The organism is Gordonia sp. LMA167 (assembly GCF_058130025.1).
Map to the genome: position 1 here is coordinate 1,420,026 of NZ_CM176708.1, position 12,920 is coordinate 1,432,945.

Annotated in this window: 14 protein-coding genes; 5 read left to right on the top strand and 9 right to left on the bottom strand. The window is 66.2% G+C overall.

Translation table 11 applies throughout. The features are described from left to right. Positions 1–110 precede the first annotated feature (110 nt). The 7 genes from ACVT6V_RS06385 to ACVT6V_RS06415 form a co-directional block, all read right to left on the bottom strand. Positions 111–242: a hypothetical protein gene (locus ACVT6V_RS06385; RefSeq protein ID WP_489898961.1), complete on the bottom strand. Its 132-nt coding sequence runs from the start codon at positions 240–242 to the stop codon at positions 111–113. Then, the gene (locus tag ACVT6V_RS06390) at positions 239–742 is read right to left on the bottom strand and encodes a VOC family protein (RefSeq protein ID WP_489898962.1); all 504 of its coding nucleotides are present in this window, start codon (positions 740–742) and stop codon (positions 239–241) included. Before ACVT6V_RS06390 ends, ACVT6V_RS06385 begins: the two co-directional genes overlap by 4 nt. 501 nt (positions 743–1,243) lie before the next feature. Next, positions 1,244–2,392, bottom strand: coding sequence for an acyl-CoA dehydrogenase family protein (locus tag ACVT6V_RS06395; protein ID WP_489898963.1), 1,149 nt, complete (start codon positions 2,390–2,392; stop codon positions 1,244–1,246). Between the two features lie 51 nt (positions 2,393–2,443). Then, positions 2,444–3,094 (bottom strand): TetR/AcrR family transcriptional regulator, encoded by a 651-nt coding sequence (locus ACVT6V_RS06400; RefSeq protein WP_489900725.1) that lies wholly within the window; start codon positions 3,092–3,094, stop codon positions 2,444–2,446. A gap of 10 nt (positions 3,095–3,104) precedes the next feature. Next, positions 3,105–4,298: a thiolase family protein gene (locus ACVT6V_RS06405; protein ID WP_489898964.1), complete on the bottom strand. Its 1,194-nt coding sequence runs from the start codon at positions 4,296–4,298 to the stop codon at positions 3,105–3,107. A 144-nt stretch (positions 4,299–4,442) separates the two neighbouring features. Further along, complete coding sequence (locus tag ACVT6V_RS06410; RefSeq protein WP_489898965.1) at positions 4,443–4,763, bottom strand: putative quinol monooxygenase; 321 nt, start codon at positions 4,761–4,763, stop codon at positions 4,443–4,445. 36 nt (positions 4,764–4,799) lie between these two features. Next, a complete protein-coding gene (locus ACVT6V_RS06415; RefSeq protein WP_489898966.1) occupies positions 4,800–5,450 on the bottom strand; it encodes a TetR/AcrR family transcriptional regulator in 651 nt (216 codons plus the stop codon). Positions 5,451–5,532: 82 nt separating this feature from the next. On the opposite strand from ACVT6V_RS06415, the gene ACVT6V_RS06420 reads away from it, so the two are divergent. Genes ACVT6V_RS06420 through ACVT6V_RS06430 form a run of 3 tightly spaced genes read left to right on the top strand, consistent with a single transcriptional unit; the run spans position 5,533 to position 8,153 of the window. Beyond that, positions 5,533–6,558, top strand: coding sequence for a Rieske 2Fe-2S domain-containing protein (locus ACVT6V_RS06420; protein WP_489898967.1), 1,026 nt, complete (start codon positions 5,533–5,535; stop codon positions 6,556–6,558). Further along, entirely contained in the window at positions 6,555–7,646 is a 1,092-nt protein-coding gene (locus ACVT6V_RS06425; RefSeq protein ID WP_489898968.1) for an NAD(P)H-dependent amine dehydrogenase family protein, read from the top strand. The genes ACVT6V_RS06420 and ACVT6V_RS06425 overlap by 4 nt, the downstream gene beginning before the upstream one ends. Before the next feature lie 21 nt (positions 7,647–7,667). Next, a complete protein-coding gene (locus ACVT6V_RS06430) occupies positions 7,668–8,153 on the top strand; it encodes a PPOX class F420-dependent oxidoreductase (RefSeq protein WP_489898969.1) in 486 nt (161 codons plus the stop codon). A 19-nt stretch (positions 8,154–8,172) separates the two neighbouring features. Here ACVT6V_RS06430 and ACVT6V_RS06435 read toward each other — a convergent pair whose 3' ends face one another. Then, positions 8,173–8,736, bottom strand: a complete 564-nt coding sequence (locus ACVT6V_RS06435) for a type 1 glutamine amidotransferase domain-containing protein (protein WP_489898970.1) — start codon at positions 8,734–8,736, stop codon at positions 8,173–8,175. 134 nt (positions 8,737–8,870) lie between these two features. Here ACVT6V_RS06435 and ACVT6V_RS06440 point away from each other — a divergent pair, with 134 nt between their 5' ends. Continuing rightward, positions 8,871–9,977: an NAD(P)/FAD-dependent oxidoreductase gene (locus tag ACVT6V_RS06440; protein WP_489898971.1), complete on the top strand. Its 1,107-nt coding sequence runs from the start codon at positions 8,871–8,873 to the stop codon at positions 9,975–9,977. A 102-nt stretch (positions 9,978–10,079) separates the two neighbouring features. Here ACVT6V_RS06440 and ACVT6V_RS06445 read toward each other — a convergent pair whose 3' ends face one another. After that, a complete protein-coding gene (locus ACVT6V_RS06445) occupies positions 10,080–11,303 on the bottom strand; it encodes a PucR family transcriptional regulator (RefSeq protein ID WP_489898972.1) in 1,224 nt (407 codons plus the stop codon). A 118-nt stretch (positions 11,304–11,421) separates the two neighbouring features. Here ACVT6V_RS06445 and ACVT6V_RS06450 point away from each other — a divergent pair, with 118 nt between their 5' ends. Further along, a complete protein-coding gene (locus ACVT6V_RS06450) occupies positions 11,422–12,915 on the top strand; it encodes a flavin-containing monooxygenase (RefSeq protein ID WP_489898973.1) in 1,494 nt (497 codons plus the stop codon). Positions 12,916–12,920: the final 5 nt, after the last annotated feature.

A 12,920-nucleotide genomic window follows, 5' to 3' on the forward strand; every position in this document is an offset into this window, starting at 1 on the left:
TCCTCGCCGGGCGACGCCGATGCCGCCCCTCGGCCGACCGTAGAACATGGCACGACGGTCCGGTTGTGGTTTGCGCCGGAAATCGGTACAAACCACAACCGGTGCCCGGACTACCGGGCGTCGCGCAGTTCCCGGCGCAGGATCCTGCCGGTAACCGTCTTCGGCAGCTCGCCGACGACGGCAGCCTCCCACACCGCGGGGTCCGAGTGATCGGAGTGTCCGGTGGAGCCAGGCGGTGTCACAACACCTTGTTCCCGTACATCTCGCCGAGGGGATCGGCGATCAGTTCGAGCCGTGCGCCGTCGGGGTCGCGGAAATACAGCGAGACCTCGCTGTGTTCGATCAGCTCGATCCCGGCGGCGACGAGCTTGTCACGCAGATGCTGCCACCGTTGGGGTTCAACGCTGATCGCGACGTGGTGTAGGCCGCCGAGTACCTCCTGATATGGGCCGACGTCAAGGCCGGGAAAGTCGAAGAACGCCAACAAGTTGTGGTTGCCGATGTCGAAGAAGAAATGTGACGACCCCGGGTAGTCCCGATTCTCGATCAGTTCGGTCAGCGGGAACTCCAGCAGCTGCTGGTAGAAGCGTATGGTTCGTTCGACATCGCTGCTGAGAAGCGCGGTATGGTGCAGCCCGCGAGCGGCAGACGTCGGGCGACTCGTCTCTGGCTGGAGGTAGGTGGCCCGCAGTCGATCGCGTTGGGCGGTAAATTGTTGTGCCCGCTCGGTTTCGGTAGCCATCGATCGCACGCTCCTGATTCGAGATCGAAATGTAGTTTCGATGTCAACGACTTTCAGGATAGCGCGCGAGAAGATGCCGCCCGCTCGTCGTCACGGAGGACTCCTTCACAAGTAAAGCATGATGGGCTGATCGTTCTTTTTGTCTGGGACGACGACTGAGCGGGTGGTTGCGGGGTCTCGATACGTCCTCGCCTAGCGGCTCGGACTACTCGACCAGCGAGTGAGATGTCGTTGTCTGGCGGTTTGGGCTATTTGACCGGCGAGTGGGATGTCGTTGTGTGGCGGTTTGGGCTATTTGACCGGCGAGTGGGATGTGTCGTTGTGTGGCGGTTTGGGCTATTCGACCGGCGAGTGGGATGTCGTGGTCTGGCGGTTTGGGCTATTCGACGGGCGAGTGATGAAGGCGATGACCACAATCGGCCCCGTGAGCACAGTCCAAGGGAATGCTCCCTCGGGCCTGCGTCACGGGGCCGATTGTGGTCAGTCGTCAGGGTTTCTGTCCTACAGACCCATGTCGCGGCCGATGAGATCCTTCATGATCTCGGTGGTGCCGCCGAAGATGGTCTGGATGCGAGAGTCCTTGTAGGCGCGCGCGACCCGGTATTCGTTCATGTAGCCGTAACCGCCGTGCAGCTGGACACACTGGTCGATGACCTTCTTGGCCAGCTCGGTACACCACCACTTGTTCTTGGAGGCATCCACGGCGGTGAGCTCGCCGTCGACCACGGCGCGCAGGCAGCGGTCGATGTACTGCTCGGCGATGTCGAGCTCGGTGGACATCTCGGCCATCACGAAACGGTTGTGCTGGAAGGTGCCGATCGGCTTGCCGAAGGCCTTGCGGTCCTTGACGTACTGCAGTGTCTCCTCGAAGACGGCACGCGCGCCGGCGATGGCACCGATGCCGATGGACAGTCGCTCCGACGGCAGGTTGTGCATCAGGTGGTAGAAGCCCTTGCCCTCCTCGCCGAGGAGGTTCTCGGCGGGCACCCGCACGTCGTTGAAGTGCAGTTCCGCGGTGTCTGCCGCGGCCAGGCCCATCTTGTCCAGCTTGCGTCCGCGCTCGAAACCCTCCATGCCGCGCTCGACGACGAGCAGCGAGAACGCCTTGTGACCGGCGGCGGGGTCCGGGTTGGTGCGGCACACCACGACCACCAGGTCGGAGTTGATGCCGGCGGAGATGAAGGTCTTGTTGCCGTTGACGATGTAGTGGTCGCCGTCGCGCTTGGCCGACGTCTTGATACCCGCGAGGTCGCTGCCGGCGCCGGGTTCGGTCATCGCGACGGCGAGGATGGTCTCGCCGGTGGCGATCCCGGGCATCCAGCGCTTCTTCTGCTCGTCGTTGGCCAGATGCATGAAATACGGTCCGACGACGTCGTTCTGCAGGGACAGCCCGGGTGCCGCTCCACCGAAACGCGCGAACTCCTCGACGATGACGGCGTTGAACCGGAAGTCGTCGGTCCCACCGCCGCCGTACTCCTCGGGCATGTTGAAGCCCAGCAGGCCGACGTCGCCGGCCTTCTTGTAGACCTCGCGGTCGACCACGCCGTTGCGCTCCCACTCCTCGACGTAGGGTGCGCATTCGCGCTGCAGGAACTCACGGGCGGTGGCGCGCAGCTGCTCGTGCTCGGGTTCGAAGACGGTGCGTTTCATGGTGGTTCGTCAACTCCTTGTTCGTGGTGAGGATGTTGTTGATGTGATCGATCAGCCGTCGGTGAGTGGTGTGCCGCCGACCGCGCGAAGCGAGGTTGCCGCATACGATTCCGCGACCTCCGCCGGTGACCTCGGGCCGTCCGGGCGGTACCAGGTCGTGACCTCCTGGCAGGCGCCGAGCAGGTATCGCAACACCTCTTTCAGATCACCGGGGATCTCGAAATCGCCGGAGGTGATGCCGCGGCGCAGGACGTCCTCGAGTAGCTCTTCCATCTCGGTCCGCATGCCCACGTAGTGCTGGCGATGCGGGTTGTCGGTGTCGAGATAGCGGAGTTCTCTTCCGACGCTGGCCAACTCGAGATCGGCGGTCATGTGCAGGACGATCGTCTCGATCGAATATGACAGTTGCTCGCGTGGGGTTTTCCCGTCGGCGATCGCCGACCGGACCCGGTTCAGCACGGCGCCCATACCCGCTTCGAGCAGTGCGACGAGGATGCCCTGTTTGTTGTCGTGATGGTAGTACAGCGTCGGCAGTGAAACCCCTGCACGGGAGGCGATGTCGCGGATCGAGGTGCCGTGGAAGCCGCGATCGTGAAAGGCGTCCTTGGCGGCGGCGAGGGTGACGGGCAATTCGAGCGGGACGACCCGCCGCCAATCACCCGGAGGATTCCCGACCGGCTCGGATTCGCCGGTCGGGAACACCGTTGTCGTATCAGACACGTTCGATGATGGTGGCGTTCGCCATGCCCGCACCCTCACACATGGTCTGCAGGCCGTAGCGGCCGCCGGTCGCCTCGAGGTGATTGACCATCGTGCTGAGCAGCCGGGTGCCCGACGATCCGAGCGCGTGGCCCAGCGAGATGGCACCACCGCGGGGGTTCAGCTTGGCCGGGTCGGCGCCGAACTCGTGCGCCCAGGCGAGCGGGACGGGCGCGAACGCCTCGTTGACCTCGTAGGTGTCGATGTCGTCGATCGACAGCCCGGAGCGCTCGAGGATCTTGCGGGTTGCCGGGATCGGCGCGGTGAGCATGAACACCGGGTCGTCGCCGGCCACCGAGAACGAATGGAAGCGGGCGCGGGGCGTCAGGCCGAGCTTCGAGGCCATCGTGTCGCTCATGATCAGGGCGCCGGATGCGCCGTCGGTCAGGGGCGAGGAGTTGCCGGGCGTGATGTGCCAGTTGATTTCCGGGAAGCGCTGCGCGTACTCCTCGGAGTAGAAGGACGACTTCAGGCCGCCGAGTCCCTCGGCGGTGGTGGAGGCCCGCACGGTCTCGTCGACGGTGTGGGTGAACCGCTCGCCGTCGGCGTTGGCGACCTCGATCGGGACGATCTCCTTCTCGAAGAAGCCGTCGGCGGCGGCCTGTGCCGCGCGCTGATGAGACTGCGCCGCGAAGGCGTCGAGGGCGTCGCGATCGAACTTCCACTTCGCCGCGATGAGCTCGGCGGAGATGCCCTGGCCCACCAGGCCGTCGGGGTAGCGGGCGGCGATGCTCGGGCCGTAGGGGCTGCGGCCGACGGTGGTGAAGCCCATCGGCACGCGGCTCATCGACTCGACACCGGCGGCGATGACGATGTCGTAGGCGCCGGCGATGACGCCCTGCGCCGCGAAGTGGGCCGCCTGCTGGCTGGAACCGCACTGGCGGTCGACGGTGGTGGCCGGGACCGACTCGGGGAACCCGGCCGACAGCAGCGCGGTGCGGGAGATGTTGAGTGCCTGCTCGCCGGCCTGTCCGACGCAGCCGCCGATGACGTCGTCGACGAGGGCGGGATCGAGATCGTTACGCTCGACCAGCGCTTTCAGGATGTGCGCCAGCAGCTCGACAGGCTGGGTCTCCGACAGGGCGCCACCCGGCTTTCCCTTGCCGACGGCGAGGCGGGCGACGTCGACGATGACGGCTTCGGGCATGTGGTTCCTCCAAGTGATGTGCTGATCGGAATCTGCGGATGACAAGCGCAAACGCGCGCCGATCTAACGCTCGTTCTACTTGTCTAGCACGACGGAACCCGCAGAATCAACAGCTCTGCGGGTTCCGTCTGGAGGGCGAGGGGCCTAGATGGCGCCCTTGTCGGCCTCGCCGGCCGGGACCGCGGTGAACGTCTTGACGTCGAGCGGGCCCGCGAGCAGGGATCCGATCGCCGCGCCGAGTTCGGCCAGGGCGGGGGCGCTGCCGTGGGTGGCCAGAGCATCCATCGATTCCCACTTCTCGATCATCACGAAATCGGTCGAGTCACCCGTGGCCTCGTGCAGCGCGTACTCGATGCAACCCGGTTCGGCGTGAACCTTCGGGATGGCGGTCAGGATGGCTTCCTTGACGGCGGCTTCCTCGCCTGCTTTCGGCGAGATGGTGGCGACGACGATCACTTCAGACATGCGTGTTGACTCCTGGTTCGACTTCGTGTGGTCCGATCACCGACCGACGGTAGGTGATTTTCTCTCGTACTGTTCCAGATACGCGACAATGGCTTTCGCGAACCCGCGGCGAGCCAGGTACTCGTCCTGGTAGCTGCCGAGCTGTGCCTCGGAGACCAGCCCGCGCATCGCCCCCGGAATGAAGGCCGCGACCTCGCGGACCCGTTCGGGATCGACGTCGAGGTCGGCGAAGGCCTTCTGGCACGCCCTGGTCCAGGTGTCGTTCCAGGAGGCGAACTCCGCCGCGGTCTGCGGGTAGGACCGTTCGAGTTCGTCGTGATCACGCGGCAGGGCGGCCCGGAGATTCTCGATGGCGCGCGAATCCACGGAGGTCAGTCCGAGGAAGAGCATCTCCACGATGTCGGCGACCCGTTCCGGTAGCGCAGCGCTGTTGTTCTCCCGGAAGGGAAGCTCGCCGCGGCGTTCGGCGGTGCGGCGCAGCACTGCGGACCACAGCCCGTCGACGTCGCCGAACTGGTATTTCACCGTTCCCCAGGTGGCGCCGATCTTCTTCGCGATGCGGTTGGCGGACACCGAGCCGGGCTCGCCGGACGCCAGCGCGACCAGTGCCGCGTCGAGAATCGCCTCCCGGGTCGCGGTGCCCCGGCGATTGGTGCGCCTGCCGGTGACGGGGGCGTCGGCGGTCATGGGTACCGATCCTATCCCCGCCCCGGGAAGTTTCGCAGAACCCACTGTCATTTTTTCGTAGAACCCACTATGGTTCTGGTGCATGGCCAGAACCCCGCTGTCGATGGAGCCGACCGGCTGGTTCCAGGTCGCCTGGTCGGCGGAGCTGCCGGTCCGGGCGGTGCACACGATGCACTACTTCGGCCGCGAGATGGTCGCCTGGAGGGCGTCGTCGGGACAGGTCTCGGTGTTCGACGCCTACTGCGAACACCTCGGTGCGCATCTCGGCTACGGCGGTCACGTCCAGGGCGAGCACCTGGTCTGCCCGTTCCATGGATGGGAATGGAACGTCGAGGGACGCAATGTCTGCATCCCGTACGAGAATCACCCGAACAAGGGACGCCGCATCCGCAGCTATCCCGTCGTCGAACGCAACGAGGCGATCTGGATCTGGTACGACGTCGAGAACCGGCCACCGTACTTCGACGTCCCGGACATCTTCACCGACTTCGGCGACGACACGACCGCCGACGACTACTACCCGCCGTATCCGGCCGCCACGCTGTTCCGCCCGGGCCTGGAGATCCACCCGCAGTACATCATGGAGAACGGCGTCGACTTCGCGCATTTCAAGTTCGTGCACAAGACACCCTTCATGCCGGAGTTCACCCGTCACGACTTCGACGGTCCGGTGTCCCATGTGGACTTCACCATCGCCTTCGAGGAGGGTGCGACGCTCGAGAACGCCACGAGCGGTGTCGAATCCATCAATGCGGGTCTCGGATGTTCCGTCACCAAGAGCTGGGGTATGGTCGACAACCGCACGATGCCCGCGGTCACCCCGGTCGACGACCACACCTCCGACGTGCGGTTCACCGTGTGGATCGGCCGCAAGCCCGGGGATGACTTCGACGGCATGACCGACTACGGAAAAGCGATGGCCGACTTCGTCATCGAACAGTTCGAGGCCGACATCACCATCTGGGCGCATCAACGCTACTCCGATCCGCCGGCCCTGTCCCGCAAGGAGTATGAGGGGTTCACCGCTCTACGGAAGTGGGCGACACAGTTCTACCCGGACGGCGCGACGGGTGATGTCGGCGCCGCTGAGCGAAAGGTTCTGTCATGACGACGTCCGCACAACCGATCCGCGTCTTCCAGGTGGCGACCGGCAACGTCGGCTCCGAGATGATCGGGCGTATCCGGAACCATCCGGATTTGGAACTGGTTGGCCTGCATTGCTATTCGCCGGACAAGATCGGCCGTGACGCCGGCGAGATCATCGGCGGCGACCCGATCGGTGTGATCGCGACCGGCACTGTGGACGAGATCATCGCGGCCCGTCCCGACGTGCTCACCTTCCACGGCGTGTTCCCCGACGAGGACCTGTATGTGCAGATCCTCGAGGCGGGCATCGACATCGTCACCACCGCCGACTGGATCACCGGCTTCCACCGCAACACCAATCATCCGCACCCCAGTGGCCGCAAGACCACCGAGATCCTCGAAGAGGCCTGCCGCACAGGCGGGTCCACCTTCTACGGGACCGGGATGAATCCCGGCGCGTGCCAGGTCATCGGGGTGGTGCAGTCCATGGACGTCGCCGACATCGAGAACGTCACCGTCACCGAATCCGTCGACGTGTCGTGCCACCACTCGGCCGAGACCTGGCAGGCCGTCGGATACGGACGGCCCGTCGACGACCCGACGATCCCGGAATCACTGCGCAAGTACACCGAGGTGTTCGCCGACTCCGTCTATCTGATGGCCGACTGTTTCGACCTCGCGCTCGACGAGGTGGCCTTCAGCTACGAGCTCGGTGCGTGCACCAAGGACATCGACCTGGGCTGGTACCACCTGCCGCAGGGATCGCTCGGCGGCAGCTACATCAAATATCAGGGCATGGTCGACGGTGTGGCCCGCGTCGAGTCGCATCTGGAATGGCAGATGACCCCGTACACCGACCCGTCGTGGGACATCAAGGGCTGCTACATCACTCACATCACGGGTGACCCGTCCATCTACAGCAAGCACATGATCTTCCCCAAGGCCGGGGTCGACCTGTCCGACCCCGACTCGTTCGCCTCGATCGGCATGACGGTCACCGGTATGCCCGCACTGAACGCGATCCGATCCGTGGTGGCGGCGCGGCCGGGGATTCTCACCAGCGCCGACCTGCCGCTGCGCGGGTTCGCAGGTCGGTTCCGGGTGTCGTGAGGCGGGCGTAATGTCGGCACCATGGCCAGAACAGTTGCGAAAGCCGATGCGGTGGGACGATCCGAACTCCTCGACTTCATCCGCCCACGGCATCACATGATCCTGAGTACGGTGCGTTCCAACGGGAGTCCGCAGTTGTCGCCGGTGTCCGGTGGAGTCGATGACGCGGGCCGGATCGTGATCTCCAGCTACCCGGATCGAGCCAAGGCCGCGAATGTCCGCAACACCCCGGTGGCCAGTGTCTGCATCCTGTCCGACGAGTGGAACGGCGCGTGGGTGCAGGTCGACGGCGACGCCGAGGTGCTGGACATGCCCGACGCCGAGGAGGCTCTCGTCGACTACTTCCGCAGCATCTCCGGCGAGCACCCGGACTGGGACGAGTACCGCGCGGCGATGCGACTGCAGGGCAAGTCGCTGATCCGGATCACACCCACCCGGTGGGGCCCGATCGCCACCGGCGGGTTCCCGGCCGAGGTCGCCGAGCGGCTCGACGCCCAGGACGCCTGAACCGCCCGGCGGGCCACCGTCAGACCCGCGCCTTGCCGAACTCGACGACCAGGCTCGCGTTGAACGCCGGCAGATCATGCGGGTTTCTGCTGGTGATCAGCGTGCTCGGACCCGAGGAGTCCACCACGACCTCCTCGTCCACCCAGGTGGCGCCGGCGTTGCGGATGTCGGTCTGCAGGCTCGGATAGGACGTGAGTGTCCGGCCGTCGACCACTCCGGCCTCGATCAGCGTCCACGGCGCATGGCAGATCGCGGCCACCGGTTTGCCGGCGTCGACGAAGGCTTTCACGAAGGCGACGGCACCGTCGTCGGCGCGAAGAAAATCGGGGTTCGCGACGCCGCCCGGCAGGACGAGTGCATCGAAGTCGTCGACACGTGCGTTCTCGGTCGTGACGTCGACCGGGAACGTATCGGCTCGGTCGAGATGGTTGAAGGCCTGCACGGTGCCGCTCTCGGTCGAGACCAGTGTGGCTGTACCGCCGGTCGCCTCGATGGTCTTCCATGGCTCGGTGAGCTCCACCTGTTCAGCACCCTCGGGTGCGACCAGGAAGGCGACGGTGATTCCGTTGAGTTCGTCGGGCATGTCGAGTCCTTTCAGCGCTCGGACAACGATCAACCCCCCTCTGCTCGAGAAGTCTGTGTCCGACGGTACCCGCGTCGGGCGAACTGTCCAGCAGATCGCGGACGCGACGGCGATGCGGGCGTAGCGTGGGCCAGATGTCGCCCACCACCGATGTCACCCGGTCCGACGTCGCGGTCATCGGGGCCGGGATCGTCGGGCTGTCCGCTGCGTATCACGCAGCCGAACAGGGCCTTTCGGTCACCGTCTACGAGCAGGGCGTTCCCGGGTTCGGTCAGTCTGCCGGACAGTCGCGAATCTTTCGTCACGCCCATGACGATCCGCGGCTGATACGGCTGGCGGTCCGCGCGCGCGACCAGTGGAACCGGTGGACTGAGGAGTTCGGGACGTCGTTGGTCTCCGACGACGGGGCGATCGCGTTGGGCGACGCCGCGCGGCGTCGGCTCCCACTGCTCCGGGAAGCAGGCGTGGCCGTCGAGGAGGTGGGCCCGACCACCGTGCGAGATCTGCTGCCGGTGATCGCGGACTACGACGGTCCCGCGGTGTTCGATCCGGGCGGCGGTTCGATCCACACGCGCGCCGCGATCGACGCGTTGTCGGCGCGCTTCGCCGACCGCATCGTCGGCGAGCAGGTGATCACGCTGTCTCCCGACGGAGACGGCGTCGCGGTCCGCTCGCCGACGACGCTCGGTCGCCACGGTGCGGCGATCATCTGCGCCGGCCGTGGCAGCAACGCACTCGCGCGGGGCGCCGGCCTCGCGGTGCCGGTCCGACTCGGTGCGCATGTGCGCGTCTCGTTCGCGTTGCGCCATCGCGTCGACCGGCTGCCCACCCTGCAGGACGGGAGCGGTGCGTTCGGTGCTACGGGCGTGTACGCGGCGGCCTACCCCGATCGGTCGGGCTACGGACTCGGTCTGTCCGAGAGCGTCGACGCCCACGACGACGGCGCCGTCGACGACGGACCGCGGCTCGCCTCGTTCGCCGATGCGGCGGCGGACTACGTCGCGACAGCGCTGCCCGGCCTGGACCCGACCCCGCGGGAGATCGTGCACTGCTGGGTGACCAGCCTGCCGTGGGGAGACGACGGCGTCGGGATCTGGCAGTCGGAGAGGATCTTCGCGCTCGCGGGCCACAACCTCTTCAAGCATGCGCCGGTGCTGGGGGAGGCGCTCGCGACGTCGGTGACGACCGGTCGGGTCCCCGCGGAGTTCGCACCGGATGCCCGGCTCGGTGCAGCGCAGTGAGTTCGGTGCAGCCCCGTGAGGATGCTGTCGAGAACATTTCGGGTTCTGTCGGCGTGAATCCGGGTTCTGTCGGCGGCTTTTCGGGTTCCGTCGGCGACCCGGTCAGCGGGCGGTGTCGGGGGCGCGCCACCGCAGGATTTCCAACGCGGCCGCGACGTCGACGAGGTTCTCGGCGACGGGACGTGGCAGCAGCTCGTCGGCGCGGGCGAGTCGTCGGATGACCGTGTTGCGGTGGGTGTAGAGGCGCTCTGCTGTCCGTGACGTGTTGCATTGTTCGGCGATCCAGGTGCGCACGGTGTCGATCGTGTCCGGGTCCGCGGTACCCAGGGCGCCGAGCGTGTCGTCGACGAACTCCTCGCTCGCGGCCGGGTCGGCCGTGAGCAGCGCGACGAGCCGGATGTCCTCGTGTCGCGCGATCTGCTGCGGTGAGATCAGTTGCGCCATCAGGCGCTGGGTGGCGAGCGCCTGGAAGTGGCTGCGGCGGAATCCATCCAGATCGTGGCCCGGACGGCCGAAGGCGACGTGGACGTGGGGGTGATCGGTGAGCTGTGTCATCGTCGGCACCGCGGTCGTCGGCAGCCAGACCCACAATGCCGCCGCACTGGCCACCACGACGAGTCGGTCCCGGCTCCCGGTGGCCTTGCTCAGCACATCGACGACGGCCTCGAGTTCTCGCGCGGTCGCGGCGCCGGTGTCGGTCCAGATCACCGCGGCCGCGTGGGACCCGTGGAGCCGGTAGCCGAGCTGGGCCTCCGCCCGGGCGATGGGGATGGGTGCGCCCTCCAACAACAGGGCAACGGTGGCACGACGTTCCGCGTGGGTGCCACGGGTCAGGTCGGCGCGCTCGGCCTCCATCCGTTCGGACATCGCCGAGACGGTGTCGTCGATGAAGGTCGAGATCGACAACGACGAGATATCCAGGAGTTCCCGGAGTTCGGCCGGGTCGTCGGTGAGTCGGAAGCAGATGTCCATCCAGCGGCGCCACGCCACGCTCTGCGCCGTGCGATAGGAGTCCAGCGAGGACTCACCCAGTCCTCGACGCACCAGATCGCGTGCGGTGTCAAGGATCTCGCCGGACAGATTCACCGGTACCCGCTGCCCGGGTTCCCGGACGTTGGCGGCCGCCCAGTGCAGCAGGTTGGCGATGTTGGTGCGGCGGGTGCCTTCGGCGAGTACCGGATCGTCGGCGACCACGGACATCCGCACGCCGCCCAGCGCGGCCTCGTGCATCTCGTCGATCCATTCCTCCGGGGGATTCAGGGCGATCTCGGCGCCGCGACGCAGAAGCTCCCGAATCCGAACCGAAGGTGTCGGCCAATCCGCCATGTGCACATTCTGCACCACAGCTACACGGCTGGCGAGGCATTTTGCCCCTGGATTCGGCGCTGGCGATTCTTCATGCTGGAAGCACCTCACGAATGCCGTCGATCACAGGAGCGTTTGGGTGACCACTTCGACCACCACTGACACCGTTGACGTGTTGATCGTCGGCGCCGGCATCTCGGGAATCGGCGCCGCGCGCTACCTGACCACCGAGCACCCCGCCCGATCGTTCACGATCGTCGAGGGCCGTTCCGTCTCGGGCGGAACATGGGATCTCTTCCGGTATCCCGGCATCCGGTCGGACTCCGATCTGCAGACCTTCGGCTACGCCTTCAAACCGTGGCGCGACAAGGAAGCCATCGCCGACGCGCCCCGGATCCTGAACTATCTGCACGAGACCATCGACGAGAACGGACTCGCCGAGCACATCCGGTATCACCACAAGGTGGTGTCGGCGGCGTGGTCGTCGGACGATGCGCGGTGGCTCGTCGAGATCGATCGGACCGATACCGGCGAACGCGTCCAGATCAGCGCCGGCTGGATCTTCTGCGGATCGGGGTACTACGACTACGACGAAGGCTTCACCCCGGAGTTCGCCGGCACCGAGCGTTTCGGTGGGCAGATCATCCATCCGCAGCACTGGCCCGATGACTTCGACTGCCAGGGAAAGCGTGTGGTGGTGATCGGTAGTGGCGCCACCGCGGTGACGCTGCTACCCGCGCTGGCCGACGACGCCGAACACGTGACGATGCTGCAGCGCACCCCCACCTACATCATTCCGCTGCCGCGTGAAGACGCGATCGCCAACGCGCTCCGGCGGTGGCTGGGTGACGAGCGGGGCTACGCGCTGACCCGGCAGAAGAACATCGCGCAGCAGCGCCTGCTGTTCGAGTTCTGCCAGCGGTTCCCGAAGGCGGCGCGTCGAATGATCCGTCGTATCAACGTATCTCAACTTCCCGAGGGATATCCGGTCGACAAGCATTTCAATCCGCCGTACAACCCGTGGGATCAGCGGCTGTGCGTGGTGCCCGACTCGGACCTGTTCCGCACGATCCGCAAGGGCAAGGCCTCGATCGTCACCGACCGGATCACGTCCTTCACCGAGAACGGCATCCTGCTCGAGAGCGGCGAGGAACTCGAGGCTGACATCATCGTCACCGCAACCGGTCTGAACATCAAGGTGGTCGGCGGCATCGACCTCAGCGTCGACGGCCGCGCGGTGTCGCTGCCGGAGACGGTCGTCTACCGCGGGATGATGCTGTCCGGGGTGCCCAACTTCTCGCTCGCGATCGGCTACACCAACGCCTCGTGGACGCTGAAGATCGGGCTGCTGTGCGAGTACTTCTGCAAGCTGTTGCGCCACATGGACGAACTCGGCGACGACACCGTGGTCGCCGTCGCCGATCCGGACATGCCCACGCGCCCGCTGCTCGACTTCGGTGCCGGATACGTTCAACGGGCCCTGGACACACTGCCGAAGCAGGGACCGAAGGCGCCGTGGGTGATGTCGATGAGCTATTACGCGGATCGTCGCCTGCTCCGCGGTGACGTCGCGGACGAGAATCTGAGATTCTCCGGCGCGAAGGACCGAGCCCGGGAGCGCGCCGCGGTCTGATCGGA